This is a genomic window from Kibdelosporangium persicum (assembly GCF_013280595.1).
Classification (GTDB): domain Bacteria; phylum Actinomycetota; class Actinomycetes; order Mycobacteriales; family Pseudonocardiaceae; genus Kibdelosporangium; species Kibdelosporangium persicum.
Window position 1 is genome coordinate 76,532 of record NZ_JAAATY010000019.1, and the last position, 25,646, is coordinate 102,177.

Annotated in this window: 23 protein-coding genes and 1 pseudogene; 10 read left to right on the forward strand and 14 right to left on the reverse strand. The window is 67.7% G+C overall.

From position 1 onward, the window contains the following. Positions 1 to 67 precede the first annotated feature (67 nt). The 5 genes from GC106_RS29320 to GC106_RS29340 are packed head-to-tail and all read right to left on the reverse strand — an operon-like array spanning position 68 to position 6,553. Complete coding sequence (locus GC106_RS29320) at positions 68 to 2,512, reverse strand: sugar-binding protein (protein WP_217281117.1); 2,445 nt, start codon at positions 2,510 to 2,512, stop codon at positions 68 to 70. Between the two features lie 16 nt (positions 2,513 to 2,528). Beyond that, on the reverse strand, positions 2,529 to 3,335 hold the full coding sequence (locus GC106_RS29325; RefSeq protein WP_173137317.1) for a carbohydrate ABC transporter permease: 807 nt from the start codon (positions 3,333 to 3,335) through the stop codon (positions 2,529 to 2,531). After that, on the reverse strand, positions 3,332 to 4,192 hold the full coding sequence (locus GC106_RS29330; RefSeq protein ID WP_173137319.1) for a carbohydrate ABC transporter permease: 861 nt from the start codon (positions 4,190 to 4,192) through the stop codon (positions 3,332 to 3,334). Before GC106_RS29330 ends, GC106_RS29325 begins: the two co-directional genes overlap by 4 nt. Then, positions 4,179 to 5,504, reverse strand: a complete 1,326-nt coding sequence (locus GC106_RS29335) for an extracellular solute-binding protein (protein WP_217281118.1) — start codon at positions 5,502 to 5,504, stop codon at positions 4,179 to 4,181. The genes GC106_RS29330 and GC106_RS29335 overlap by 14 nt, the downstream gene beginning before the upstream one ends. Next, entirely contained in the window at positions 5,504 to 6,553 is a 1,050-nt protein-coding gene (locus GC106_RS29340; protein ID WP_312872932.1) for a carbohydrate kinase family protein, read from the reverse strand. Before GC106_RS29340 ends, GC106_RS29335 begins: the two co-directional genes overlap by 1 nt. 91 nt (positions 6,554 to 6,644) lie before the next feature. Here GC106_RS29340 and GC106_RS29345 point away from each other — a divergent pair, with 91 nt between their 5' ends. From GC106_RS29345 to GC106_RS49770, 4 genes and pseudogenes are all read left to right on the forward strand, one after another. Beyond that, positions 6,645 to 7,397 (forward strand): DeoR/GlpR family DNA-binding transcription regulator, encoded by a 753-nt coding sequence (locus GC106_RS29345; protein WP_173137323.1) that lies wholly within the window; start codon positions 6,645 to 6,647, stop codon positions 7,395 to 7,397. Next, positions 7,394 to 8,734: a 6-phospho-beta-glucosidase gene (locus GC106_RS29350; RefSeq protein WP_173137325.1), complete on the forward strand. Its 1,341-nt coding sequence runs from the start codon at positions 7,394 to 7,396 to the stop codon at positions 8,732 to 8,734. Before GC106_RS29345 ends, GC106_RS29350 begins: the two co-directional genes overlap by 4 nt. Positions 8,735 to 8,785: 51 nt before the next feature. After that, positions 8,786 to 9,220, forward strand: coding sequence for a contractile injection system spike tip protein (locus GC106_RS29355; RefSeq protein ID WP_173137327.1), 435 nt, complete (start codon positions 8,786 to 8,788; stop codon positions 9,218 to 9,220). Between the two features lie 53 nt (positions 9,221 to 9,273). Next, positions 9,274 to 9,842: pseudogene (locus tag GC106_RS49770) on the forward strand (Uma2 family endonuclease). A gap of 1 nt (position 9,843) precedes the next feature. On the opposite strand, the gene GC106_RS29365 reads toward GC106_RS49770, so the two are convergent. After that, on the reverse strand, positions 9,844 to 10,752 hold the full coding sequence (locus tag GC106_RS29365) for a LysR family transcriptional regulator (RefSeq protein ID WP_173137332.1): 909 nt from the start codon (positions 10,750 to 10,752) through the stop codon (positions 9,844 to 9,846). A 71-nt stretch (positions 10,753 to 10,823) separates the two neighbouring features. On the opposite strand from GC106_RS29365, the gene GC106_RS29370 reads away from it, so the two are divergent. The 4 genes from GC106_RS29370 (at position 10,824) to GC106_RS29385 (ending at position 14,671) form a co-directional block, all read left to right on the forward strand. Continuing rightward, positions 10,824 to 11,525, forward strand: coding sequence for a succinate dehydrogenase cytochrome b subunit (locus tag GC106_RS29370; RefSeq protein ID WP_173137334.1), 702 nt, complete (start codon positions 10,824 to 10,826; stop codon positions 11,523 to 11,525). A 2-nt stretch (positions 11,526 to 11,527) separates the two neighbouring features. After that, positions 11,528 to 13,444, forward strand: a complete 1,917-nt coding sequence (locus tag GC106_RS29375; RefSeq protein WP_217281120.1) for a fumarate reductase/succinate dehydrogenase flavoprotein subunit — start codon at positions 11,528 to 11,530, stop codon at positions 13,442 to 13,444. Further along, entirely contained in the window at positions 13,441 to 14,196 is a 756-nt protein-coding gene (locus GC106_RS29380; protein ID WP_173137336.1) for a succinate dehydrogenase/fumarate reductase iron-sulfur subunit, read from the forward strand. The genes GC106_RS29375 and GC106_RS29380 overlap by 4 nt, the downstream gene beginning before the upstream one ends. 79 nt (positions 14,197 to 14,275) lie before the next feature. Next, a complete protein-coding gene (locus GC106_RS29385) occupies positions 14,276 to 14,671 on the forward strand; it encodes a hypothetical protein (RefSeq protein ID WP_173137338.1) in 396 nt (131 codons plus the stop codon). On the opposite strand, the gene GC106_RS29390 is transcribed toward GC106_RS29385, so the two are convergent. Together GC106_RS29390 and GC106_RS29395 are read right to left on the reverse strand one after the other, a co-directional pair. Continuing rightward, a complete protein-coding gene (locus GC106_RS29390) occupies positions 14,668 to 15,687 on the reverse strand; it encodes a glycosyl hydrolase (RefSeq protein ID WP_173137340.1) in 1,020 nt (339 codons plus the stop codon). The two genes, GC106_RS29385 and GC106_RS29390, sit on opposite strands and share 4 nt — an antisense overlap. A 130-nt stretch (positions 15,688 to 15,817) precedes the next feature. Further along, positions 15,818 to 16,855 carry a methionine synthase gene (locus GC106_RS29395; RefSeq protein WP_173137342.1) on the reverse strand — a complete coding sequence of 346 codons (1,038 nt, stop codon included), beginning with the start codon at positions 16,853 to 16,855 and terminating at the stop codon, positions 15,818 to 15,820. A gap of 247 nt (positions 16,856 to 17,102) precedes the next feature. Between GC106_RS29395 and GC106_RS29400 the strand changes: the two genes are divergently transcribed. Next, a complete protein-coding gene (locus GC106_RS29400; RefSeq protein ID WP_173137344.1) occupies positions 17,103 to 17,978 on the forward strand; it encodes a serine/threonine dehydratase in 876 nt (291 codons plus the stop codon). Between the two features lie 25 nt (positions 17,979 to 18,003). Here GC106_RS29400 and GC106_RS29405 read toward each other — a convergent pair whose 3' ends face one another. The 6 genes from GC106_RS29405 to GC106_RS29430 all read right to left on the reverse strand — a co-directional run bounded on the left by GC106_RS29405 (position 18,004) and on the right by GC106_RS29430 (position 24,555). After that, entirely contained in the window at positions 18,004 to 19,410 is a 1,407-nt protein-coding gene (locus GC106_RS29405) for an amidase (RefSeq protein ID WP_312872934.1), read from the reverse strand. A gap of 14 nt (positions 19,411 to 19,424) precedes the next feature. Next, on the reverse strand, positions 19,425 to 20,126 hold the full coding sequence (locus GC106_RS29410; RefSeq protein ID WP_173137346.1) for a GAP family protein: 702 nt from the start codon (positions 20,124 to 20,126) through the stop codon (positions 19,425 to 19,427). 110 nt (positions 20,127 to 20,236) lie between these two features. Then, the gene (locus GC106_RS29415; protein WP_173137348.1) at positions 20,237 to 23,419 is read right to left on the reverse strand and encodes a glucodextranase DOMON-like domain-containing protein; all 3,183 of its coding nucleotides are present in this window, start codon (positions 23,417 to 23,419) and stop codon (positions 20,237 to 20,239) included. An 88-nt stretch (positions 23,420 to 23,507) separates the two neighbouring features. Beyond that, positions 23,508 to 23,825: a hypothetical protein gene (locus GC106_RS29420; RefSeq protein ID WP_173137350.1), complete on the reverse strand. Its 318-nt coding sequence runs from the start codon at positions 23,823 to 23,825 to the stop codon at positions 23,508 to 23,510. 22 nt (positions 23,826 to 23,847) lie between these two features. After that, entirely contained in the window at positions 23,848 to 24,171 is a 324-nt protein-coding gene (locus GC106_RS29425) for an immunity protein CdiI family protein (RefSeq protein WP_173137352.1), read from the reverse strand. 72 nt (positions 24,172 to 24,243) lie between these two features. Next, positions 24,244 to 24,555: a hypothetical protein gene (locus tag GC106_RS29430; RefSeq protein ID WP_173137354.1), complete on the reverse strand. Its 312-nt coding sequence runs from the start codon at positions 24,553 to 24,555 to the stop codon at positions 24,244 to 24,246. A gap of 111 nt (positions 24,556 to 24,666) precedes the next feature. Between GC106_RS29430 and GC106_RS29435 the strand changes: the two genes are divergently transcribed. After that, complete coding sequence (locus GC106_RS29435; protein WP_173137356.1) at positions 24,667 to 25,620, forward strand: quinone oxidoreductase family protein; 954 nt, start codon at positions 24,667 to 24,669, stop codon at positions 25,618 to 25,620. Positions 25,621 to 25,646: the final 26 nt, after the last annotated feature.

A 25,646-nucleotide genomic window follows, 5' to 3' on the forward strand; every position in this document is an offset into this window, starting at 1 on the left:
AGCACCTTTCGCGACTGGCAGACCAAACTTCCACGGTGGCGTAGGACGGCCCGGAACAGTACCGCCCTTAGCGTGATTCAGCGGCCGCCGTCGCTCCCTTCTCGGTGACGAACCCCACCAAAAGGTTGCCCTGCGGAAGCTTTGTCAGTCCTGGCGACACCTTGAGCACGTGACGCTGTCCGTTCGCGAACACGTAGGCCGTGCCTTTTTCGCTGGTCAGCAGGAATCCGTGGACGATCCGGATCGGCCTGGCCGCGGGTGCGGCGCCCGGCGGGAGCCCGAGCCGGATGGACTGGGCGAGGGACTGCGGGGAATCCACGGATGCCAAGGCTTCCAGCGGGAGCACCGGTGTGGGCGGATCGATCGGCCGGTCCGGTGGCGGTGTGTAACCGTCGAGCTTGGCACGGCCCCATCGGTACGGGTCGCCCTGCACACCGCCCCAAGTGGACCACCCGATCCGCGTTTGCCCTGTTCGGTCCTGTGTATCCGAGTCGTACACCAGGATGTTCAGTCCGGCGCCGGCCGGGTCGACCGCGCCGGGTACCTCCGAAAGAGGGACAGCGAACTCGACAACGTAACCCGTTTCGGTGATTTTTGACGCCACACGCACGCCGGGCGCGCCGCCCTGCTTGTTGTCCGCGTCCCGCAGTGCACACGGCGGTCCTTCCGCCGTCGCGGGCAGCACGGCGAGTTTGTACGTGGTGGACGTGTTCTCCGAGCGTCCACGCGGATCGACGGTCAGTTCGACCGAGTCCGTGCGCCAGTGACGCTTGCAGTCCGCCGTGGCCAACCGGGTGCCGAGGACATCGTCGGTCACCGTGACAAGGGCGAACACTGTGTCGTCCCGCCAGGACACTCGCGCGGTCGCCGAGCAGTCCGCGGCGGAGGTGCAGTCGTCACCCTCCCACCGCGACGAGATGTCCAATTCGGGCCCTGGGTACTCGCCTGCCCCGGAAACCCCGTCCACCACAGGAGAACCACCAGCCTGCGGAACGGTGGTCGCGGGCACCAGTTCGAGCGCCGCCTGCGCGGTCGCGCCGGGCACGTTGATGGTGTAGCTGTAGTCCCCGCCCTGCATACCGGTCCGCAGCAGGGGATCGGTGTTGCGCACGGAGAACCGCACGACAGTGCTCCCACCAGGCGCGATGCTCGGGAAACGCTGCTCGGGACCCGACTCGAACCCGGCGGGCAGCGTCAACGAGACCGCACCGTCACGTGCCGAGTCACCCTGGTTGTGAATCGTGATGTCGATATCGCGACTGCCACCGGACGGCAGCGTCAGCACCGGTGCGACGGCATTGGCCAACTCGGGGTGGCCGATTTCACGCGCCCATTGCTGGTACTGCGCGACTTGTGGCAACGGCTGTTGGGTGGCGGTCAACGCGGGCACGACCTCGACCAGCGCTTCGGTGAAACCCGACTTGCCGCCGCTGGTGACCCGCGCGCCGATCCGCGCCTTGCCCGGCTTGGCGTCGGCGGGAACCGTCACGGTGTCACCGTGCACTGTCCACCCCTGCGGTGGGATGAGCGTGACGGGCCCGCGAACCGACGAGTTCACCTCGACCTTCACCGACGAACCAGCAGTGACGGCGTACTTCGAGGGCTTCGCCGAGAGCTTCGTTCCCAGCGGCAGTTCACCGGGGACGACCGCGCCTTCGAGGATGCCCAGCGGCCCGCGGTTGTCGACGCGGTACGGCACCCGGCTGGCGATCTGCGTGAAGTAGTCACAGCCGATCTGCGCCGGATCCGTTGGCACGTCGGGGAACCCTGCCCAGCCCTGGCTGGCGTACTCGCGCTGCGCGGCGCGCTCGACCTGCGCCCACGTCTGCCCGCCATACGCGGGCACACCCGCCCACACGCCCCAGACACGATCGGTCGGCTCGGTCGGTGTGAAAGCGCTGACGCAGTTCGGGCCGCGGGTCCGTTCACCCTTCAGCCCGCTGGTGAACAGCCGGGACACCGCCCATGGCCGCAGTCCCTGATCGCGGAATGCCCGCGGGTCAGCGGCTTTTTCGTACGCCTCGATCGCCAGCCGTGCCGCGTACTGGTGGTTGCCGTGGTTGCCCGGCGAGGGCGCCGGGTCCATGGTGATCACGACCTTCGGCCTGGTCTGCCGGATCACCCGGACCAGCTTGCCGAGCGAGTCCTGATGATCCCAGGCCTGCTGGGTCAGCGACGAGCTGACGGTGTAGTAGAAGTCCGCCTTGTCCAGGTTGAACACGTCGGTGATCCCGGCCTTGCCGACCGCTCGTCTCTCCTCGGCCTCACGCAGCCGACCGAGCTCGGGGCCTTCCTCGGTGCCCACGGCGTTGCCACCGCCTTCGCCCCGCGTCACCGTGACCACGCCCGACCGCACCTTGAACTGGCCGATCGCGGCCAGCGACCCGGCTTCGTCGTCGGGGTGCGCGCCGACGAAGAGCACGTCGAGTTCCGCCCGGTCCCGTTCAGCAGCCTGAACGGGAACCGCCGTACCGACAAGGAGAACTAGAGGGAGCAGGGTTGCCCAGCGCACGGATTCCTCCCGTGGTCTAGCCTTTGACCGCGCCATCCACCATGCCGCGGATGAAATGTCGTTGCAGGAACAGGTAAAGCACCACCACCGGCAGTGCGACCAGCACGGACGCCGCCGCCAGCAGCGGCACGCTCGTGTCCGATCGGCCCGAGAAGAACTGCAGGCCCAACGGGGCCGTGCGTAAGGCCTCGCTGGTGATCATGACCCGGGCGAGCAGGAACTCGTTCCACGTCCACATGAAGACGAGAACGATCAGCGTGACCAGCGCGGGCCTGCCCATCGGGACGAGGACTCGCCACAGCGTCTGCCAATGCCCGGCGCCGTCCAGCCGCGCGGCCTCGACCACGCCGCGCGAGGTCGACCGGAAGTACGTCCGCATCCAGAACGCGCCGAACGCGATGGACTGCGCGACCTGCGGAAGGATGAGTGACGCGTACGTATCGGTCAGCCCGAGGTCACGCAGGTCGTAGTAGAGCGGGACGACCACGGCCTCGCTCGGCACGGTCAGTCCGAGCAGCATCAGGTAGAACAAGGCGTCCCGGCCGCGGAAGTGCATGGTGCCGAAGGCGTACGCGGCCAGGATCGAGAGCACGACGGTGATCGCGACGACGCTGACGCTCACGATCAGGCTGGAGAACAGGTAGCTGCCGAACCGGGCCTCGGTCCAGGCCTTGCCGAAGTTCTCCCAGTGCAGCCCGCCCTGCCCCGACACCTCGGACCGCAGCGCGGTGAAGAGGATCGACAGCATGGGATAGAGCGCGAAGATCGTGAAGACGCCGAGGACGAGATAGGTGCCGACGCGCTCGAACCGGGAGACAGTCATGCCCGTTCCCTCCCGGCCACCCGCGTGATCACGTACGTCACGAGGAAGGCCAGCACAGTGATCACCACGCCGATCGCCGCGGCCGAGCCGACCTGCCCCGTGTGGAAGGCACGTTGGTAGATCTCGTACGCGGGCACGGTCGTCGAGCCGCCTGGGCCGCCCAACGGGGTCATCATGTAGACCAGGTCGAACGTGCGCAGGGCGGCGATCACGGTCAGCGTCAGTGCCACCCCGATCTCCCCTCGCAACGCCGGCAGGATCACCGCACGGAACTCCCCCGCCGGTCCGGCGCCGTCCAGCCGGGCGGCGTCGAACAGGTCGGCGGAGACCTTCCCGATCCCACCGAGGAACAAAACCATCGCGAGCCCAGTCTGCACCCACGTACCGACAATTCCGACCGACAGCAGCGCCGTCGCGGAGTCGCCGAGCCAGGCTTTTCCTTCTGTGCCAAGGACAAAATTCAGTGCGCCGTCCGGCGCGAAGATCCTTTGCCAGGCCACAGCGACCACGACCATAGCGATCACCTGTGGCAGGAACAGGACGGTCCTGAAGAAGGGCAACCCGCGTATACGAACCCTATGGAGTGCCGTCGCGAGTACGAGTCCTATGCAGACAGGCAACACCGAGAAGAACAGGATCAGGACACCGACGTGCCCGAACGCGGCCGCCGCTCCCTCCTCGGAGAACAGCGAGGCGTAGTTCGACAGCCCGGCCCACGTCCCCAACGACAGACCGTCCCACGCGAACAGTGAAAGCCATCCGCTGTGCAGCAACGGAAAGAGCAGGAACGCGACGTAGACGAGCAGAGCGGGCAGGGCATAGAGATACCCCACCCGCCGTGGTTCACCGACCGCCACGCCTCGACTCCAGGTCTGCCTGGAGCCTGCCGAGGAACGCCTCCACGTCCAGTTGCTTGGCCATCAGCTGCTCGACCGCGCCACCGATCACCTCGTACGCGTTGGGTGTCGCGTAGTCCAGGTACGGCACCATCTTCGTCGACGTCGATGCCTCCTGCCACTTGTCGAGCACGTCCCGCTCCGGCCCGGCGCCCGGCTGCTGGCCCGCGTCGAGCACGGGCAGGTTTCCGCTGGACGCCACGGTCTTCATCGCGTCCTGCGTGGTGATGAAGTCGATATACGCCGCCGCCGCGTCGGGATTGCGGGACTTGGCGCTGATCGCCCACGGCAGGCCGGTCCCGCCGGTCACGGTCCCGCCAGGCGGCAGCAGGAAACCGGCGTTGTCCTTCATGGCCTCCTTCAGCGTCGCCAGGCTCCACGTGCCGTTGACGTGGAAGACGCCTTCGCCCGCACCGAACTTCTCGGTCGCGTCGTCGCTCTTCAGCCCGGCGAAACCCGTCGTCAGGTAGCCCTTGTCGACCCAGTCGGCGACCTGCCGCGCGGCCTGGCGGTTCGGTTCGGTCAGCCAGTTCGCGTCCGCCCGCCCGGTGGCCAGCCTGGTCTCGTCCGCCGGGTTGCCGAACCGGTGCATGGCCAGGGCGAACAGATACGGGCCCGAACTCTTCTCCAGGTTGCCGATCTGGATCGGCACCTGGCCCGCGGCCTTGGCCCTGGCCAGCGCCGCGTCGAACTCGTCCCAGGTCTTCGGCGGCTGCAGGCCCAGCTCGGTCAGTTTGGCCTTGTTGTACCAGATCCCGACCAGTTCACCGGTCTGCGGAACGCCGTAGAGCTTGCCCTCGCCGAGCACGTCCCCGCTGTCCGGGTAGCTGGCGAGCTTGCGGACGGACTCCGGGAAGCGTTGCGTCCATTGGTAAGCGCTTGCGTACGAGTCCATCGGGCGCAGCAGGCCCGCTTTGACGAACGCGCCCATGTCCTGCTTGCCGTTGTTGACCTGGGCGATGTCGGGTGCGTCGTTGGCGGTCAGCCCCAGTTTGATGGTGCTGCGCAGGTCGTCGAACGACCGGCCGACGCGGTTGATCCTGATGTTCGGGTACTTGGCCTGGAACCGCGCGTTCAGCTCCTTGATCTGGGCTTCCTGCGCGGGCCGTGTCTCCTGGTCCCAGATGGTCAGCGTGACGTCGCCCATCGCGGCGACGTCGGTCCTGACCTCGCCGGCGGGTTGCTGGGCGGGTTTGTTGTCCGATCCTGGCGCGCACGCGGCCAGCACCACCGCGGCGATCACCGGGACGGCCGCGATAACCGGAAGTTTCACTACGAGATCCCTCGCAATCCGATGGTCGCGCTCGCTCGACGGACCTGGGTGTCGGTGTGGCTGGGCAACAGGTCGTTGAGGAACGTGTAGCCACGCAGCTCGCGCTCGTCCCGGCGGCCCACCAGCCGCCACCACTCCGCGATGTCACCCCAGCCCGGCGCGGACTGCGAGCCGCCGAAATGTTGCACGGACAGTGCCGCGCAAAGGTTTGCGAAATGCACCCGGTCGGCCAGCGGCCACCCGGCGAGCGTGCCGAGCACGAATCCCGCGCCGAAGACGTCGCCCGCGCCGGTCGGGTCGAGGGCGGCCACGTTCAGGCCACGGACCTCGGCCTCTTCACCGGAGGCGGCGTCGATCGCGTAGGCGCCGTTGCCACCCCTGGTCACCACGACGACCGGGACGATCTCGGACAACGACTTCGCGGCCGCCTTGACGTCGTCGGACCTGGTGTAGCTGATCGCCTCGACGCTGTTGGGCAGGAACACGTCGTAGCCGTCGAGTAACTGCCGCAGCATGGACGGTTCCCAGCGTTCCGTCGGGTCCCAGCCCACGTCGGCGAACAGCAGCGACCCGTTCTCCTTGGACTTCTTCACCCACTGGTCGGCGTGCATGTCGACGTGCACAAAACACGCCTTCGTCGCGGGCGGCGGGTCGAGCAGTTCGTCCGCGCTGATCGGCGACGGGTGACCGTGCGTGATCATGCTGCGGTCCCTGTCGATCGCCATCGACACGGTCAACGGCGAGTGCCAGCCGTAGAACCGCCTGGAATGACTGAGATCCACGCCTTCCTGGTTGGCCAGCACGTCCCAGCAGAAGTCGCCGTACGCGTCCTCGCCGAACGCCGCCGCCAGCCCCGTCCGCAACCGCAGACGGCTCAGCGCCACGGCGAGGTTGGCGATGCCTCCTGGACTGGATCCCAGCCCGGTCGCCCAGACCTCCGTGCCCGGCTCGGGCAGGTGGTCCAGGCCGGTGAAGATGATGTCGAGGAAGACCGTTCCGGACAGCAGTATGTCCAGCTCAGGGCCCCCAGTCGCCGGCTCGGCCGCCACCGCGCGCCTCCTTTCGCCATCCCGCGAGTCTGCACCCATCTGCAAAGAATTGACAAGTTGTCTGACGCAATCTGACTGTTATTGTTCAGTTGTGCTCCCCCAGCGCCGACATGCCGAGATCCTGCGCTGCCTCACCCAGGATGGGTCAGCGTCCGTCACCGCGCTGTGCGAACGACTGGCCACGAGCGCGGCGACGATCCGTCGTGACCTGATCTGCCTTGAGCGTGAGGGAGTTCTGACCCGGGTGCACGGCGGCGCGGTGCTCGCGCCGTCCCATGAGCGTCCGTTCGACCGTGTCGCCAGGGAGGACCGCGGTGCCAAGGACGCGGTCGCGAAGGCCGCGGCCACCCTTGTCCAGGACGGCGAGTCCGTGCTGCTGGACATCGGGACGACAACGCACAGGCTCGCGGCGCACCTGCACGGCCGCGGAGTCACTGTGCTGACAAGCAATCTGGCCGTGTACGAGGAACTCGCCGACGACAGCGCGGTCGAGCTGATCCTGCTCGGCGGGGTCGTGCGGCGCAACTACCGTTCCATGGTCGGGTTTCTGACCGAGGACGCGCTGCGCCAGGTCCGCGCCGATCGTCTTTTCCTTGGCGCGGCGGGTGTTCGTGACGACGGCTCGGTGATGGACGACACCGTGGTCGAAGTGCCGCTCAAGCGCGCCATGGTGGCGGCCGCCGACCAGGTGGTCCTGCTGGCCGACGAGGGCAAGTTCCCTGGCGGCGGGCTCGCGCGGATCTGCGGGCCGGAGGAGATCGACGTGCTGGTGACCAACGCGGGCGCGGCCGGGCCAGGCCTCGGCGCCATGCGGGACGTGGGGGTTGAGGTGATCGAAGCATGAAGCTGGTGATCCTTGGCGGTGGCGGGTTCCGCGTTCCGCTCGTGCACCAGAGCCTGCTGGCCGACCCGGATCGGCTGGTCGACGAGATCGTCCTGCAGGACGTGCTGGCGCACCGGCTCACCGCGATCGGTGCCGTGCTCGACCAGCAGTCCCAGGGCTCCGCGTGGCGGCCGAAGATCCGGATGACGACGTCGCTGGAAGACGCCCTGTCCGGCGCGGACATGGTGTTCTCCGCGATCCGGGTGGGCGGTCTCGGCGGGCGCAGCCTGGACGAGCGCGTGCCGTTGCGGCACAACCTGATCGGCCAGGAAACCGTCGGGCCGGGCGGGATCTGCTACGCGCTGCGGACTGTTCCGGTGGCGATGGACATCGCCAGGCAGGTGGAACGGCACGCGCCGGACGCGTGGGTCATCAACTTCACCAATCCGGCCGGGATCGTCACGGAGGCGATGTCGTCGGTGCTGGGCGACCGGGTGATCGGGATCTGCGACTCGCCGGTCGGCCTGTGCCGCCGCGTCGCCGGTGCGCTCGGTGTGTCCGAATCGGACGCGACGTTCGACTACGTCGGCCTGAACCACCTCGGCTGGCTGCGCGGGGTCAGGGTGAACGGCCGGGACCGGCTGCCGGACCTGTTCGGCGACGAGACCGCGCTGACCTCGTTCGAGGAAGGCAAACTCTTTGGCGCGCACTGGTTGCGGACGTTGCGAGCGGTGCCGAACGAGTACCTGCACTACTACTACTTCGCACGGGAGACGCTGGAGCAGATGCATGCCCAGCAGACGACCCGGGGCGAGTTCCTGAAGGAACAACAGAAGTCGTTCTACGAGCGGATCGAGGAGAACCCGCAGGCGGCGTTGCGGACCTGGCTGGCAACCCGTTCCGAGCGGGAGAACACCTACCTCGCGGAAGGCCGGGCGGTCGCGGGGATGACCGAGCGCGCCGCGTGTGACACGGACGGCGGGGGCTACGAGCAAGTGGCGTTGCGGCTGATGAACTCGATCACGCGCAACCGGCCGGACCAGCTGATCCTCAACGTGCGCAACCGCGGAGTCGTTGCCGGGCTGGACAATTCCGTCGTCGAGGTGCCGTGTTTCGTGGACGGCAACGGCCCGCGGCCGATCGCGACCGGCCCAGTCGACCCGCACAGCCTCGGCCTGATGCTCCAGGTGAAAGGCTGTGAACAGGCCGCGATCCGGGCAGCGCGCACGGGGAGCCGGGCGGACGCGTTGTTCGCGATGGCCACGCACCCGCTGGTCGACTCGGTGGCTGCCGCCACGGCGACGCTCGACGGCTACGCGGCGGCGTTTCCCGAGCTCAGCGCGTTCCGTGCACCTTGAGCAGCCCTAACGTGCATTGGCTCGCGGACGGGGCCGTGGGAGCCTGCTGACGTGCCGAGCGACTTCGTCATCAAAACCGGGGACATGATCCAGATCACCATCCCGCCCCCGGTGATCGTGCCGGCCATCCAGGCCCCCGTCCCGCTCCGGGGTTCGAGCACGAACGTGCAGGTCAACGGCCAGTTCGTCTGCCTGCAGGGCGATGAGCTGCCGATGTCGCTGCGCGGTCCTCTGCCTTACACGGCACCGCCTTTCGTGACGCCCGGCACGGGCATGCTGACGCTGACCCTGATGCCGTCCAACCTGACGATCCAGTCCCAGAACGGCCCGAAGATCCTGGTCAAGGGTCAGACGTTCCAGGCGACGTTCAGCGTGCAGTCACCCGCGATGCAGCCGACTCCCGGCGGACCCGTGCCGGACGCGCTCATGGTCAAAGTCGGAACCGCACAGTTCATCACGACCAACACGACCGTGTACGGCGGCTGACCAGAGTCGCCCTCCTCGTGAAATACTCAGAAGAGGCTCGATATACGAGGAGGATGCGAATCGCGGCACCATGGCCGGACCATCTGCTGACCCTCGACGAATGGGATGCTCTGCCGGAGGACAATTCCCGGCACTATGAGCTCGTCGAAGGAGTTCTGATCGTAACGCCAAAACCGTTGCCTGCCCACCAACGGGCTGCGCAACGGCTGGCTTATTGGCTCGATGAACAACTCCCAGACGATCTGACTGCCGTCATCGACATCGAAGTGACCATCGCCGCGAATTTCCCTCCGATAGTGCGCGCCCCCGATGTGATCATCACGCGGTCGAACTCATTGAGGAAGGCACAGCGCGAATCCCCGCCTCCGACGTCCTGTGCGCGGTCGAGATCATCTCGCCCGGTTCAAGTCGGACAGACCGGCTGGTCAAGCCGGTCGAGTACGCCGAGGCAGGCATTCAGGCATACTGGCTGGTCGATCTGGACAATCCCGTCTCACTGTTGCCGCATTCGCTCAGCGACGGTCACTACTATGCCGCCGACGAGGTAACTGGCACTTTCAGCATCGATTTCCCTGCGCCGATCACGATTCGTCTCGACGATCTGACTCCGCGACGAATCTGAATCACAAAGTCGCGACGTACTCCATCAGGACGTCGCTGAAAGCGCGGGCGGCATTGGTCGGTGGCACGTCCGTCCGATGCGCCAACGCAACCGTGCGGCTCAATCCTGGCGGGGCGATGGGAAGGCCGCGTAGCCCTGGCCGATTGGCCAGCACCATGCTCGGCACGATGGCGACGCCCAGTCCAGCCTCGACGAAACGCAGTACAGCGTCCATTTCGCCGCCCTCAACGGCAAGACGAGGCTCATAACCCACGGCACGGCACGCCTGCAGAGTCGTTTCGCGCAAGTCGTAGCCCTGACGGAACATGACCATCGCACGGTCCCGCAGCTCGATCAGCCGGATCGTCGGCCGGTTCACCAGGGGCGGCTGCGACGCCGCCGACGCCACCATCAGGTCCTCACGCAGCACCACGCGCGTGGTCAACGCGGGATCAGGCCCTTCCGGCGGCACGATGACCAACGCCAGGTCGAGGTCACCGCGCAGCAAGGACCGGGAAAGGTCACGTGATCCGCCTTCCTCCACCAGCAGCCGGATGCCGGGATACGCCGCGTGGAACCGGCTGAGCACATCCGCGAAAACGCTTGCGCACAGGCTCGGAGTCGCACCGACCCGCAGGCGGCCACGACGAAGGCCGACGAGCTCGGCGACCTCGTGCCGGGCGGTGTCCACGTCGGCGAGAATGCGGCGGGCGATCGGCAGCAGCGCCTCGCCTGCCGGGGTCAACGTGACGTTGCCGCGCACCCGGCTGAACAGCGGCGTGCCGAGCTCCGCTTCGAGGCTCTGCACCTGCTTGGACAGTGAGGGCTGCGCCACACCTGCCTGCTCAGCCGCCCTGGTGAAGTGCTTGGTGTCCGCCACCGCCAGGAAGTACCTGAGCTGCTGCAAGGTGAGCCGGTCGACTCTTTCCATAGTTCGAGACTATCAAATCGAGCGTTTCGATATATTGGACGACTCGTCGTTCGAGGTGCTTACTGAACGGCGTGACAGTGCTCGATGCGGCCCGGCGCAGCACACCGGGGCGGATCTGGTCGTCCACCATCGGCAAGAAGGCCGTGATGGGCGTGACCGGACTGGCCATGCTGCTCTACGTGACCGTGCACATGGTCTCGAACCTGAAGATCTTCCTTGGCCGCGACAGCATCGACGGGTACGCGGTCTGGCTACGGCAACTACTCGACGGGCTGCTGGGGTACGAAGGCGTCGTCTGGGTGGTACGAGTCGGGCTCGTCGTCTGCGTGGTGCTGCACATGACGGCCGCCATCCAGCTGGCTCGGCGGGCGCGCAAGGCCCGCCCGGCCGGCTACCAACACCGCGCGAAGGTGCAAGGCAGCTACGCGGCACGCACAATGCGTTGGGGCGGCGTGATTCTGGCGCTGTTCATCGTCTACCACATCCTCGACCTGACGGCGGGCGTGCTGAACCCGAACGGGGTGCACCTGGCCGTGTACGACAACGTGGTCGCCGATTTCCAGCGCTGGTACGTGGTTCTGTTCTACGCCGCGGCGGTGATCGCACTGGGGTTCCACATCCGGCACGGGCTGTGGAGCGCGTTGCAGAGCCTGGGGGCGTCCAGCGCGGCACGGCAGAAGGCCATCCAGGCCTTCTCGTTCGGCGTGGCCTTCGTGATCACCGCGGGATTCCTGTCCGTGCCGTTCGCCGTACTGACCGGATTGGTGGGATAGCGATGTACACCGAAGGCGCACCGATCTGCGACCCCAAGACGCCCGACGGCCCGCTCGAGAAGCGGTGGGAGCAAAGGCGGTTCTCCGCGCGGCTGGTGAACCCGGCGAACAAGCGCAAGCTGACCGTGATCGTCGTCGGCACGGGCCTGGCGGGCGGTTCGGCCGCCGCGACCTTGGCCGAGCTGGGCTACAACGTCCTGTCGTTCTGCTACCAGGACAGCCCTCGCCGCGCGCACAGCATCGCCGCGCAGGGCGGGATCAACGCGGCCAAGAACTACCGCAACGACGGCGACAGCGTCTTCCGGTTGTTCTACGACACGATCAAGGGCGGCGACTTCCGCGCCCGCGAGTCCAATGTGTACCGGCTCGCCGAGGTCAGCGTCGAGATCATCGACCAGTGCGTCGCCCAGGGCGTCCCGTTCGCCCGGGAGTACGGCGGACTGCTGGACACCAGGTCCTTCGGCGGGGCACAGGTCGCCCGCACGTTCTACGCCCGCGGACAGACCGGGCAGCAACTCCTGCTCGGCGCCTACCAGGCGCTGTCGCGCCAGATCAACGCCGGGCGCGTGAAGACGCACCCGCGCACCGAGATGCTGGACCTGATCGTGGACAACGGCCGGGCACGCGGAATCGTGGCCCGTGACCTGGTGACGGGCCAGATCGACACGTACACCGCGGACGCGGTCGTGCTGGCGACCGGCGGCTACGGCAACACCTTCTACCTGTCCACCAACGCCAAGGGCAGCAACGCGACCGCGATCTGGCGGGCGCACAAGCGGGGCGCGTTGTTCGCCAACCCGTGCTACACCCAGATCCACCCGACGTGCATCCCGGTCAGCGGCTCGCACCAGTCCAAGCTGACGTTGATGAGCGAGTCGCTGCGCAACGACGGCCGGGTCTGGGTTCCCAAGGCGCCAAGGGATTCCCGGCCGCCGCACATGATCCCCGAGGACGAGCGGGACTACTACCTGGAGCGGATGTACCCGAGCTTCGGCAACCTCGTTCCCCGCGACATCGCCTCCCGTGCCGCCAAGAACATCTGTGACACCGGGCACGGCGTCGGTCCCGGCGGTCTGGGCGTGTACCTGGACTTCGCCGACGCGATCGACCGTCTCGGCAAGGACGCGGTCGCGGCCAAGTACGGCAACCTTTTCGAGATGTACCAGCAGATCACCGGCGAGGACCCCTACCAGGTGCCGATGCGGATCTATCCGGCCGTGCACTACACCATGGGCGGCCTGTGGGTGGACTACGACCTGCAGAGCACGATCCCGGGCCTGTTCGTGATCGGCGAAGCCAACTTCTCCGACCACGGAGCCAACCGGCTCGGTGCGTCCGCGCTGATGCAAGGCCTGGCGGACGGGTACTTCGTGCTGCCCAACACCATCGGCGACTACCTGGCCGACGGCCCGTTCCCGCCGGTGTCCCCGGAGGCGATCGCCGAGGTCGAGCAGGACGTCGTGGACCAGATCGTGCGAATCCTCCAGGTCGACGGCGACCGCTCGCCCGACGACATCCACCGCGAACTGGGCCAGCTGATGTGGGACCACTGCGGTATGGAGCGGTCCGAGGAAGGCCTGCGCAAGGCACTCGAGGCGATTCCCGCGCTGCGCGAGGAGTTCTGGCGGCGGGTACGCGTGCTCGGCACCGGCGACGGGCTGAACCAGTCGCTGGAGAAAGCCGGCCGGGTCGCGGACTTCCTCGAACTCGCCGAGCTGATGTGCATCGACGCCCTGCACCGCACGGAATCCTGCGGCGGCCACTTCCGGGCCGAGAGCCAGACCGAGGACGGCGAGGCCCGGCGCGACGACCAGAACTTCAGCTATGTCGCCGCATGGGAGTACGGGCCACAGCCCGTCCTGCACCGCGAGGAACTGCGGTTCGACACCGTCACCCCGAGCCAACGGAGCTACAAGTGAGGTTCACCCTGCGCGTCTGGCGCCAGGACAACCAGTTCGACAAGGGCAGGCTGGTGATGTACGTCGTCGACGACATCAGCCCGGACATGTCCTTCCTGGAGATGCTCGACGTGCTCAACGAGCGGCTGATCAGCGAGGGCGAGGAGCCGGTCGCGTTCGACCACGACTGCCGCGAGGGCATCTGCGGCATGTGCGGCCTGATGATCAACGGCAACGCGCACGGCCCGGACAAGCTGACCACCACGTGCCAGTTGCACATGCGCAGTTTCGACCCGAACGAGCCGATCACCATCGAACCGTGGCGCGCCAGGCCGTTCCCGGTGATCAAGGACCTCGTGGTGGACCGTTCGGCGTTCGACCGGATCATCGAGTCAGGCGGCTACATCAGCGCCCCGACCGGCAGCGCACCGGACGCCCACGCCGTCCCCGTGCCCAAGGACGACGCGGACAACGCCTTCGAGGCCGCGGCCTGCATCGGGTGCGGCGCGTGCGTTGCCGCGTGCCCCAACGGTTCGGGCATGCTGTTCACCGCCGCGAAGACCACGCACCTCGGCCTGCTGCCGCAGGGCCAGCCGGAGCGCTACAGCCGTGCGCTGGACATGGTCGGCACGCATGACGACCTCGGTTTCGGCGGATGCACCAACTCCGGCGAGTGCACCGCGGTGTGCCCCAAGGGAATCCCCCTGGAGGCCATCGGGCGGCTGAACCGGGACGTGCTGAAAGCGGCCACCCGGTCACCGGCGAAGCGTTGACCGGCCACGAAAGGCCGAACCCGGATGTGTGAGTAGTCGCACGGGGTCCGCGTGGCCCGTGATGAGGCATCCTGAACCCATGCGTCCCCACGACGTCGAAGTCGGGCAGACCTATCGGGTCCGCATCACCCAGCGGGACAACCCGGCCCAGTTCATCACGGGTGATCCCGGCAAGACCGAGGCCGACCTGCTGATGCTCAGCTGGACCCTGGAGTCCGCACACGAGTTCGACCTGACCGTGACCGCGACCGGCCAGGTGCTCGGCGGCGAACCCGCGGTGACCGGTGTCCGCGTGGCGGAGACCTCCCACGTCAGCACGCCTTTGCCGCCGGAGGCCGCCGAACGTCTGGGCCTGCCGACGGATGTCCGGTACGTCGTGGAGGGTGTGCTGAAGGACGCCGTGACCGGGCGGATCGTCAGCAGGCCGACCGGCGAGACGATGACCGTCCCGGTCGCCTGGCTCAGACCGCTCTAACCACGCCAGTCGAGGTTCTCCAGCGACATCACCCACGGGTCGTTCATCAGCGTGTCCGTCTCGCTGATCTCGATCAGCGCCATCTTCGCGTCCACCCAGCCGTGCCAGACGTTGAACATCGTCATCTGCGGATAGCGGGTGCGGATCTTGTCGATGATCTCGGTGGCCTTCCAGCTGCCGTCGAACGGCTCCCCCGACCCGACCTCGAGCAGGGCCATCGGCCGCTCGGGGGCGAGCATGTCGGAGATGTCCTCGGTGTGGCCCTCCACGGCGAAGCTGACCGTGTTGAGGTAGCTGGTCGGGCCCATGATGTCGATGACATCGTCGCCCGGGTAGTACTTCATCCGGGGCGCGTCCCACGGCCTGGCCGGTGAGTACGCCCACAGGATGTTGTGCAGGTCGCGGGTCTCGGTGAGGTACGCGTGCAGGTCGCGGTAGAGCCTGACCGACTCGCTGCTGCCGGTCTTGTGGTCCTGGCCCCACCAGAACCAGATGCCGTTGGCCTCGTGGAACGGCCGCAGGATCAGCGTGACGCCCGCCTCGTCCAGCTCCTGGACGATGTCGCCGAGCAACTCCAGGTCGGCACGCCAGCGGCTGCGGGCCTGGCTGGGCTTGGCGTCGGCCAGCAGCGCGGTCAGATCGTCCTTGGGGGCGAACAGGTCACCCCGGTACGACTCGGGGTCGACCTTGGGCAGGAACGGGTTCGGCCGGTGCAACTCCATCGTGACCAGGCCGCCGGCCCGCCAGTGGTCGATCAGGACGGGCACGGTCTCCTTCTTCCAGTACCCGTCGAAGCTCGCGCCGATCAGGGCGGGCGTCCTGCCGTACCTGCGGGCCATGCCCCGGAACAGCTTGTCGTAGTCGATCCGGGCGTCGGCGCTGAGCTGCTGCCCGGACACCACGCGCTTGACGTCACGCTGGGGCAGGGTGGACATCCAGGCGAGGATCTTGCGGGCGTCGGCCGTCGCCTTCGGATCCTGCGGACCGGTGGGCCTTCGGGTGCCCGTCGCGGTCACGGACGGCGCGAGCGTGGGCTTGACAGGCGCCGGTGGTGTGGGCTGGGCCGTGCATCCGGATGCCAGGACGGCGCCAGCCGCGAGTAACAGTGTTCGGCGGTCGACCCGGGGCATGCGCGTATCAAACCATTCACCAGCTCTCCGGCGGTTCGACGAATGCCCTTCCCACATCACGGACCAGCGTCAACGCCCGCCGGGCCCATGCCGAGTCGGCGCCCGCCAGGCCACATGTCGGCGTGGGGACGGCCCGTTCGCCCAGAATCGAGCGGGGGAAGCCCAGCAGGCCGGCCAGATCCAGCGCGGGCTTGGCGGCCTCGGCCAGCGTCGGCGGACGGACCGGGGGCGTGCCGGGCACCAGGCCGAGCAGCAAGGTCATCCCGGCGTCCCACGCCTCGCCCAGCTGGTCGGACAGGCTCGCGGGGATGCCCTGCAGCAGCGTCGCGTCGATGGCCAGCGCCCGCGCCCCGGCGGCACGGAACAACCCCACGGGCGGTCTCGGCGCGCAGCAGTGCACGATCACGGGCTGGCCGGTGGCGCCGCCGACGGCGTCGATGACCCCGGCCAGAACGTCCCGGGCGTCCGGCTCGGTGACCGCGGGAACCGTCCCGTAGCCGGACGGGGTCGACAACGCTCCCGCGAGGACGGTCGGCAGGCTGGGCTCGTCGAGTTGCACGACCACCGGTGTCTCCAGGCGGCGGCTCACCTCGGCGGCGTGCAGCGCCAGGCCCTCGCTGAGCGAGTCGGCGAACTCCCGCAGGGCACCGCGGTCGGTCAGCACGCGGTGGCCACGGGCGAGCTCGATCCCGGCGGTCAGCGTCCACGGCCCGGCCGCCTGGACCTTCACGACCGGGGGCCGCACGCCGGTGCGCTCGATGACCTCTTCCAGGGCGTCGATGTCACGTCTGATCAGGTCGACGGCGTGCCGGTGTTCATGACCGGGCCGGGCCGCCGTCCGATATCCGGACGGGACGACCTCGATCGGCAGGTCGACCAGCAGGGCGGCGGTCCGGCCGATGATGTCCGCGCCGAGCCCGCGGCCGGGCAGTTCGGGCAGGTGCGGCAGATCCGGCAGTTCACCGACGACAACGTTTGCGGCCTCGTAGGGGTCGGCACCGGGCATCGAGCCGACACCGGTGGCTGTTCCTGGTGCCCAGGGCGTGTTCGTCACCCGCACAGTGTGGCCGATCGGGTCCCACACGTTCGCGGCGCACCGCTATGCAGCATGGAGGTCTAGACCCATTGACGGGATGGTCTAGGCCACCTACCGTCATGTCATTCGTCGCGACAACGCGCACACGATCGGCTTCGATCAGTGAGAATCGTCGAAGCCCCCGAGACGTGGTGTGGGGGGCGTGTCGCGCCCGCGCCCCCCACACCACACCCTCGACCCAACCACATCGACGTACGCTGGTCGTGTGACAGACGTTGCTCTCGCGGCGGCCCGCATCGCGCGCCACGCGCGCAGGACTCCGTTACTCCGCACCGAGATCGACGGAAAACCGCTCGTGCTGAAACTGGAACACCTCCAGCGGACGGGATCGTTCAAGTTCCGCGGCGCGGTGAACGCCTTACTGGCGGGCGGGAAACCGGACCACGTGGTGACCGCGTCCGGCGGCAACCACGGGATGGCCGTGGCGCAGGCCGCGGCGGTGCTGGACATTCCGGCGACCGTGTACGCACCGGAGTCGATCCCCGACAGCAAGGCACGCCGAATCCTGGCGGCGGGCGCCCGACTGGTGCGCGCCGGCGAGAACTACGCCGAGGCCGCGAAACTCGCCCAGGAACAACCCGGGCAGTACGTGCCCGCTTACGACCACCCGGACGTCATCGCCGGCCAGGGCACGGTCGGCGCCGAGATCGTGGCCGACGCGTCCGATGTGGACGCCCTGGTGGTTGCGGTCGGCGGTGGCGGCCTGGCGGCCGGGACCGCGCTGAGCGCCGACGGCCGCAAGCTCGTCACGGTCGAACCCACGAACTGCCGTGCCCTGCACGACGCGCTGGCCGCCGGAACACCGGTGGATTCGCCTGTGGACTCGATCGCCGCGTCCGCCCTCGGCGCGACCAGGGTCGGGAAGCTGCCGTTCGAGATCCTGCGGGCGGCGGACCCGGTCTCCGTGCTGGTCGACGACGACAAGATCATCGCGGCCCGTGACCTGCTCTGGGAGAGTTTCCGGCTGGCCGTCGAACCGGCCGCGGCCGCACCGTTGGCGGCGTGGCTGGCCGGTCAGGTGCCGGGCGATCTGGCCTGTCTGGTGCTGTGTGGCGCCAACACGGACTGGCTGCCCGCCTGACGTGCGGTTCGCTGCCTGATCTTCGCTACCTGATCAGCGAAGGGCACCACGACTTGCTGACGTACCACGGGTTGGCGTCGGCGATCACGTGCCCGAGGGCGAAGACGGTCCGGTCGTCGTACGGACGGCCGACCACCTGGACACCGGTCGGCACCCGGTTGCTCGCGATGCCGGACGGCACACTCAGCACCGGGCACCGGCTGGCGATGTTGAACGGCATCGTCAGCGGGGCCTCGAGGTTGTGGTCGAGCCGGACGCCGTCGACGATCAGCGGAGTGTCCACATAGTCCTCGCCGGCCCGCAGCGCCGGAGTGCCGGACGTCGGGCAGAGCAGGGCGTCCGCCGTCCGGAAGACCTCGCCGAGGTCCTCCTGGATCTTCGCCTCGATCAGCATGGCCTCGAAGAACGTGCCCCCGGAGGTCGCCCGCTCGACGAAGTCGTTCGTGTACCGCTGGACCTCCCGGCCTTCGGCGGCCGCCTCGATCATCGGCGCGAAGATCGCGCCGTAGTGGGCCCACGCGGCCGCCATGATCTCCGCGCGCGTCCACGGCAACTCGACCTCGTGGACGTGCACCCCGGCGTCCTCCAGGGCTTCGGCCGCCTGCCGCGTCGCGTCGGCCACGTCCGGCTCGACCGGGTAGTCGCCGAGGTTCATGCACAACGCGACCCGTAGGCCTTTGCACGAACCGATCGTCAGGGGCTGCGGGGCCGGCAACGACACCGGGTCAAGGGGATGTGCGCCCGCGATCACGTTCTGGAGCAAGGCGACGTCGGGCACCGTACGCGCCATCGGGCCGTCATGGCAGTAATAGTCCAAGTTGACCGGTGGCATGCCCGGCACCCGGCCGTACGGCGGTTTGAAGCCGACGACACCGTTGAACGAGGCCGGGATGCGGATCGAGCCGCCGATGTCCGAGCCGGTCGCGAGCGTCGCCGAGCCGGCGGCCAACGCGGCGCCGGACCCACCGGACGACCCGCCCGACGAGTACTCCAGGTTCCAGGGTGTCCTGGTCACGCCCCACAAGCCACTGTGGGTGAACCCCGCGCAGCAGAACTCCGGGGTGGTCGTGCGGGCGTGCACGATCCCGCCGGCCGCCATGATCCGTTCCACCACCGGATGCGTCCGCGTGGCCACGTTGTCCCGCAGCAGCTTCGATCCCTCACGCCACGGCAGGCCGGCGATCGGCTGCTCCTCCTTGATCGCCACTGGGAGCCCTTCCAGCGGCCGCTGCTCACCCCTGGCGTAACGGTCGCCCGCCTCACGGGCCTGGTCCAGCGCGTCCTCGAAGTACCGGTCGGTGAAGGCGTTGATCGTGGTCTCGGTCAGCTGGGCCCGTTCGACCACGGCGGTCATCAGCTCGACCGGCGCCAGCTCGCCGCTGCGGAACAGCGCGATCGCGTCGGTCGCCGTGAGGTACGCGAGATCAGCCACAGCGCGCAGAGTAACTACAACAGGTCGGGCCAGAACAGCCTGGCCGCGGCGTCGCGGGCGATCAGGAAGCCCGCGATGCCGATGATCCACCCGGTGGCGCTGGTGCCCTTGGTCATGATCCAGTTGTTGAGCCTGCGCAGAACCGGCTCGACCACCTTCTGCGCGGTGACGCGCGCGGTCAGGAGCACGCCCGCGGGCAGGATCATGACCAGGCAGTAACCGGCGAGCAGGGCGAAGATGGTCATCGGGCTGAGACCCGTGGTGGTCATGATGCCGATCGCGCCGAGGTACGGCAGCATCGTCGCGATTTCCGTGAGCCCGGCGAGCAGGGCCAGGCCCATCAGCCACCGCACCGACGTGTCGTCGGCCATCGCCCGCTCACGCCAGCGCTGGACGGCGCCGCCCTTCTTCTGGCGTTTCGGATCGAACCGGAAGCTCAGGATGAACAGTCCCACCCCGATCACCAGCTGGACCCACAACGCGGCCGTGGTGCGCAGGGCGTCCCCCAGTGCGCTGATCGCCTGACCCGCACCGAGCGCGATCAGCAGGCCGATGCCGAGGTAGAAGGCGGCGATCGTGCCCAGGTACAGCAGGATTCGGCCGGCCCGGACGCGGCCGGGCGCGAGCAGCAGCCAGATCGGAATGAACAGGGTCCCGATGCTGGTCGAGTCCAGCAAGGCCAGTCCGGCGAGTGACAGTACGAGGCCAACGCTCAAAAGTTCCCCCTTTGACGCTGGTCCGGCACGCTACCGCCGGGTGATCAGCGGCGAGTCCTCCTTTCGTACGAGATGACCATCCCCACTCCGTACCAACCCCTCGTGAGTGTTTATCCGTGTTCTAACCCTGCTAAGTACTCACGAGGGGTGACCAGGGCTTTGATGACCACGGGGCCGCGGGTCGGGTCCAGTTCGACGGCCTGGTCCACGCCGGGCGGCGTGATCACGTCCAGCGCCTTCGGCACGGATGCCGGCGCGACCGCACAGATCGGGCTCGTGCCACCTGGCGCACACACGCCGAACGCGTACGGCTCCGGCGTCGCGGCGAACCTGCGTGCCCGGTCCGGGCTGTCGCCTTCCTGGCCGGTGAGCACCACGGCATAGGACGTCGGGTTGCCCAGTGCGGACTTCGGCACGCTGACGGTTATGTAGCGGGAAGTCTCGCTGGCTTGCACCGAGGCGTCGCCCAGCGGGACACCGGCGGCATCGACGAACACGGGTTCGGCGAACCCCTGAACCTCGATCATCCGGTTCCACGGATCGACTTCGTGATTACGCGACGGGTAGGGCGCTTTCGCCGACGTGTTCGGTATCGCCGGGTCGCGGGCGTAGATCGTCAACAGTTGAGCGCCGAGTGGTGAACCGAAGGTCGGTGACAGATCGCGCAGCTTGGTACGCAGGATGACTCGCTCACCGCTGTCGATCACCTGGAACTGCTGGATGTCGAACGCGCCGGCGTTGAAGTCGCCCGCCGTCGGATAGGCGTACGTTCCCGGGCCGTTGTCGTCGTTGTCCGGATCGGTGACGTTCACCAGCACCGTTCCCGACACGTAGTCCGAGCCGACCCGGCGTTGCGCGTAACCGGTCTTGCGCCCATCACTGGCCGCGGCGGTGATCACGTTGGTGCCGAGCTGCGCGGGCAGTTCGGCGGTGAAGGTGCCGTTCGACGTGGTGGTCACGACCGTGGTCGCGCCTCCGGCATCCGTCGCGGTGGCAGAGACGTCGATCCTCGTCCCGGCAGGCGCGGTTCCCGTCACGGTCACCGTCGGTGTCGAAACCTGGTCGGGTGCCTGCAACGTGATCGGGACGGTGCCGGGCGGGCCGTGGTCGACGTACCGGGCCCGGACCTCGGCCGGCTGTTCGACCAGACGTCCGGCCGTGATGCTTTGCGTGAGCCGGACGGCCTGAGCTTGCGCCCACGTCAGCGGGGACGCCGACCCCACGGACTCACCCGGCTCGAAACCGATGCTGGCGGTCGTGGGGTCGCTGCCGTGAGGCGACTCCGGAACGGCCGGGTTCTCCCAGATTTGCTCGGGAATCATGCCCACACCGGAAGCCTGCGCGTGCATCGCGTCGAGAAGCTTTCCGGCCCCACGCCTGTCGCCGGTCTGCAGCAGATGCTCGGCGCGCTCGCCCGCGAGCACGGGCCAGAGGTGTCCGCTGCCGACATTGCCTGTAGGCCAAGGCTTTCCGGTGGGACCGCAGGTGGTGGAGTCCGGCTCGTAGCAGTCACCGTAACCGTCTTCGCTGCCGGGGTCCGGCGTTCCGTAGCGGTACCAGCCGGGACCGTTCGGCGTCTCCCGCTTGATGACCTGGTCGACCCGTTCGAGCGATCGCTTCACCTCAGGGTCGTCCGCGGGAAGGATGCCCAGCCGCGGCAGTTCGAGGAACCCAGCGTCCACAACGGACCGCTGGTCCACGGTGACCGACCCGTTGCCGAGGTTGTACCGGATCGGCGCGTTGGGATCACCGGTCTTGGACAACCGGATGAAGTGCCCGTCGGTGACAGTCCAGCTCTTGATGCTGCGCTGGAAATGGTCGGCGGTCGCGAAGTACACGTTCACCCGCTGCTGATCACCATTACGCGTGGCGATGATGCCCGCGGCGGTGAGCCCGGCGATCTCAGCCGCGATGGTCGACGGCGAATACCCGCTCTGCTCCTCCCACCGCTCGGACCCGAACGAAGGACCATGCGCCACCACGAAGTCCGCCGCCCGGCGGATGTTCGGGTACAGGCCCCGGTCGGCCCCGGCCTGCAAGGCCATCAGGATCGGGTACGCGGTCTCGTCGAGCTGGTCACCACCGGAGTCGGGCGCTTTCTTGCCGTTGACCATGGAGTTCCGCGGGAACCGGCCGTCCGGCTGCTGCTGCCTGGTGAACAACCAGGTGACGGTGGCCCTGGCAGTCTCCCGGTCACCCGCGGCCATGAGCCCGGTGAAGCTCTCGTAGAGGTCACGCGCGAAGATCTCGCGGTAGGACCCGAAGTACACCGGCTTGCCGTCCGGCAGATCGCCCGCGCTGATCGCCTGCCCCCACGGACTGCCGAGCGAGGCGACCACGGCGCCCGGGAACGTCTTGTCCTCGCTGGCTTTCAGGACGTTGACCGACACCCAGTCGCCGGTCGGCTTGAGTTTCCGGTTGTAGTCCCGCCAGCCTTGGACGTAACGGCCGTAGGTCCAGTGCCACGGCGTTGTCAGACTGTCGCCCGCGGTTTCGATCGCCTGGCTCGCCGTTTGCCCGAAACCCAGGGCGAGGGTTGCCTCGTGGCCGTCGATCTGGGCGGTCTGGACGACGTTGCCGTTGGGTGCGTTGGTGTTCGGCTTGATGGTCCGTTCCTTGTCGAGCTGAACCAACCCGTCGGTCTCAGTCCCCACGTATCCGCTGTTGGCGGCCTTGAAGGGTTTGTTCGCCCTGAGCGCCCCGTGCAGCGGCACGCCGTAGTCACGGTTCGGCGCGTTCGTGATGGTGTTCGGATCACTGCTGACCAAGGCCCTCTGGTCCGCCGAGGCGCTGTCCGCTCCCCCGTTCAGCGGCCCACCGCCGCCGTTGCCGTTGATGCTCGCGTCGTAGCGCACATAAAGCTTCAGATCCCTGGGCCCGTGCAACTTCGCTTTGACGAGCACGGAGTTGCGGGCGGGATCGGTGATGAAGTCCGTGGTCAGCCGGTAGTCGCGCGCCCTGGACTGCACTTGGCACGCCATACCCGTCCGGTCAGCGCTGACGGTGTAGCGCATGTCGCGGCTCTGCAGATCCGTGAACGTCCTGCCGTCTGTGACAATGAACTGCAGCGTCTCGACGTTGGTGTTGTCAATGGTCGGCGCGTACACGTCGGACAGAACACCGTCGGCGACCGTGAACCACACCTTGCTCGTGGTATTGCGGGCCGTACCAACGCAGTCCTTACGCGCCAACCCGAAGTGGGACAACGCCCCCGGCCCACCCTGGGCCTGCGCCACCGGGCTCACGAACATCACGGTCAGCAGCAGGACCAGCACCAATCCGCACCGTCGCATGCCCGGATCTCACCACCCCCGACGGCACGGCACCACCGCCAGATCGGGTGACTACCTCACCCCGTTCGATCAGCCTCCGGATAGCCGCTCAGATCCGCTGTTCCGCGAAGCACTCCGGATATCGCCTCGCCAGCTCGTTGACAGCGGCCTCGATCTCCACCATCGCCACCTCGTTGCCCGAATGTATGCCACTGCACAGGTGTGCCTTGAGCACATCAGACAGATTGACGATCATCGCACACTTTCGAGCCGCTTCGATCTTGTCCACCCAGAGGCAGTTCAGATCCAGTGCATCCTGGCAAACCTGCCGGTCAGCCGGATCCGAGGAACGTTCGAGGAGATCGTGGATGACACTGCCGAACGTCGGACTCTTCATGAAGAGCTCGCCGACCTCGAACGCGAACATCGCAGACATACGAGCTCGCACATCACATCGAGATCGGGCGCTCGGTCATCGTGGTGTTGTCGAAGTAGCTCACGACATAACCGTCCCCCAGCTCGGCGGCAAGTTTCTTGGCCAGTTCCGCGCCGCGCTCCACGAACCGCCGACCGGCTTCCTCGGTGGAGAACCCGGACGAACGCGGGTCCCTGTCCAGGGTGCCGTCATAGATACCCGCCCACTCCCACAGCTCACCGGCGAGCGTGTCGGAGATCGGCAACTCGTAGACCGAGAGGTTCCCGCCGCCGTTCGAGCCGGTCAGCCACAGCGGGCTGCACTGGTAGCCGGCCATCACCTTGATCGACTTCCTCATGTCACTCCTGTCACGGTCGAGGCTCAGTGATCTTCGGGCACGAAAACCGGCGGGCACCATTCGACCACGCGGTCAGCCCCTGTTCGCCTTGGTCTGCGCGAACCGCTCGACCAGGTTCAGCGCCTCGGCGCAGGCCGCCTGCTCTTGGTCCGGGGTCAGGGAATGCATCGCAGTCATGCCGAGTGCCTGGAGGATCTGTGCGGACCACGCCAGCGGCGACGGTCCACCGGCCAGCCACTCCTCGAAGCCGTCCAAGAGCCGCCGGCCAGGCGGCCCGGCGCAGTTCACGCCGTCGATGAAGGCCACCATCGTGACGAACCGGTCGTCCGACACGTACATCCGGCGCCGCTCCCGCATGTGCCAGACGAGCTCTTCCAAGGTCACCTCGACATCTTGGCGTGACGACGGGCACAGAAGGAACAAAATAACCTGCCAGATCGTCCCCCGAATGAGACAAAGTTATATTCTGTCTCACGACGACAAGGAGGCGTTGACGTGCGAGCTGTGCGGATCACTGAGTTCGGCGGGCCTGAGGTGCTCACCATCACCGAGGTGCCCGACCCGGTACCTGGCGAGAACGAGCTGCTCATCGACGTTTCCCGAGCCGGGGTGAACTTCGCGGACACGCACCAGACCGACGACTCGTACCTCGCCCCTGCCAAGCTGCCGCTCATCCCCGGCAGCGAGGTGGTCGGGACCACCGCGGACGGCCGGCGGGTCGCCGCCATGACCGGCTCCGGCGGGTACGCCGAGAAGGCCGTGGTCAACAAGTACCTGGCGTTCGACGTGCCTGAGGGCGTCGACGACGTCTCGGCGGTCGCGTTGCTGGTACAGGGAATGACCGCGTGGTTCCTGCTGAAGAAGATCACGCACTTCCAGGCAGGCGAGTCCATTGTGGTGCATGCCGCGGCCGGGGGCGTCGGGTCGCTTGCCATCCAGCTCGCGAAGTCCATGGGCGCGGCGCGGGTCATCGCGACCGCGAGCACGCGGGAGAAGCGTGATCTCGCGATCAGCCTGGGCGCCGACGTCGCGCTGGACCCCGCCACCGAGGAGCTGGACAAGGCCATCATCGAGGCCAACGGCGGCAAGCGCGTCGACGTCGTGCTGGAGATGACCGGTGGACGCGTCACCAACGAGAGCCTGAAGTCGTTGGCGCCGTTCGGCCGCCTTGCCTTCTACGGCATGGCAAGCCGTGAGCAGCCGAAGCCGGTCACGTTGCCGGCCTTGATGTCCCACTCCACCACGGTCAGCGGTTTCTGGCTGGCACACGCCTTCCGCACGCCGGCCGCGCTGCACCAGGCGTTCGCCGAGCTCTCCGCCGAGGTCGAGGCGGGCAGGCTGAAGGTGCTCAGCGGCGGCGACTACGCCATGTCCGACGTGGCCAAGGCGCACGAGGACCTGCGGGCCCGGCGCACCACCGGCAAGCTGGTCATCGACCCGGGCAAGTAGGTATCAGCACGTGGGACGCGTTGACA

What these genes read in the sequence shown, in the direction of transcription:
- GC106_RS29425 (WP_173137352.1), bottom strand. Translation starts at nt 24,171, where the DNA reads ATGAGGAAGTCGATCAAGGTGATGGCCGGCTACCAGTGCAGCCCGCTG.
- GC106_RS29375 (WP_217281120.1), top strand. Translation starts at nt 11,528, where the DNA reads ATGTACACCGAAGGCGCACCGATCTGCGACCCCAAGACGCCCGACGGC.
- GC106_RS29350 (WP_173137325.1), top strand. Translation starts at nt 7,394, where the DNA reads ATGAAGCTGGTGATCCTTGGCGGTGGCGGGTTCCGCGTTCCGCTCGTG.
- GC106_RS29365 (WP_173137332.1), bottom strand. Translation starts at nt 10,752, where the DNA reads ATGGAAAGAGTCGACCGGCTCACCTTGCAGCAGCTCAGGTACTTCCTG.
- GC106_RS29385 (WP_173137338.1), top strand. Translation starts at nt 14,276, where the DNA reads ATGCGTCCCCACGACGTCGAAGTCGGGCAGACCTATCGGGTCCGCATC.
- GC106_RS29325 (WP_173137317.1), bottom strand. Translation starts at nt 3,335, where the DNA reads ATGACTGTCTCCCGGTTCGAGCGCGTCGGCACCTATCTCGTCCTCGGC.
- GC106_RS29420 (WP_173137350.1), bottom strand. Translation starts at nt 23,825, where the DNA reads ATGTTCGCGTTCGAGGTCGGCGAGCTCTTCATGAAGAGTCCGACGTTC.
- GC106_RS29415 (WP_173137348.1), bottom strand. Translation starts at nt 23,419, where the DNA reads ATGCGACGGTGCGGATTGGTGCTGGTCCTGCTGCTGACCGTGATGTTC.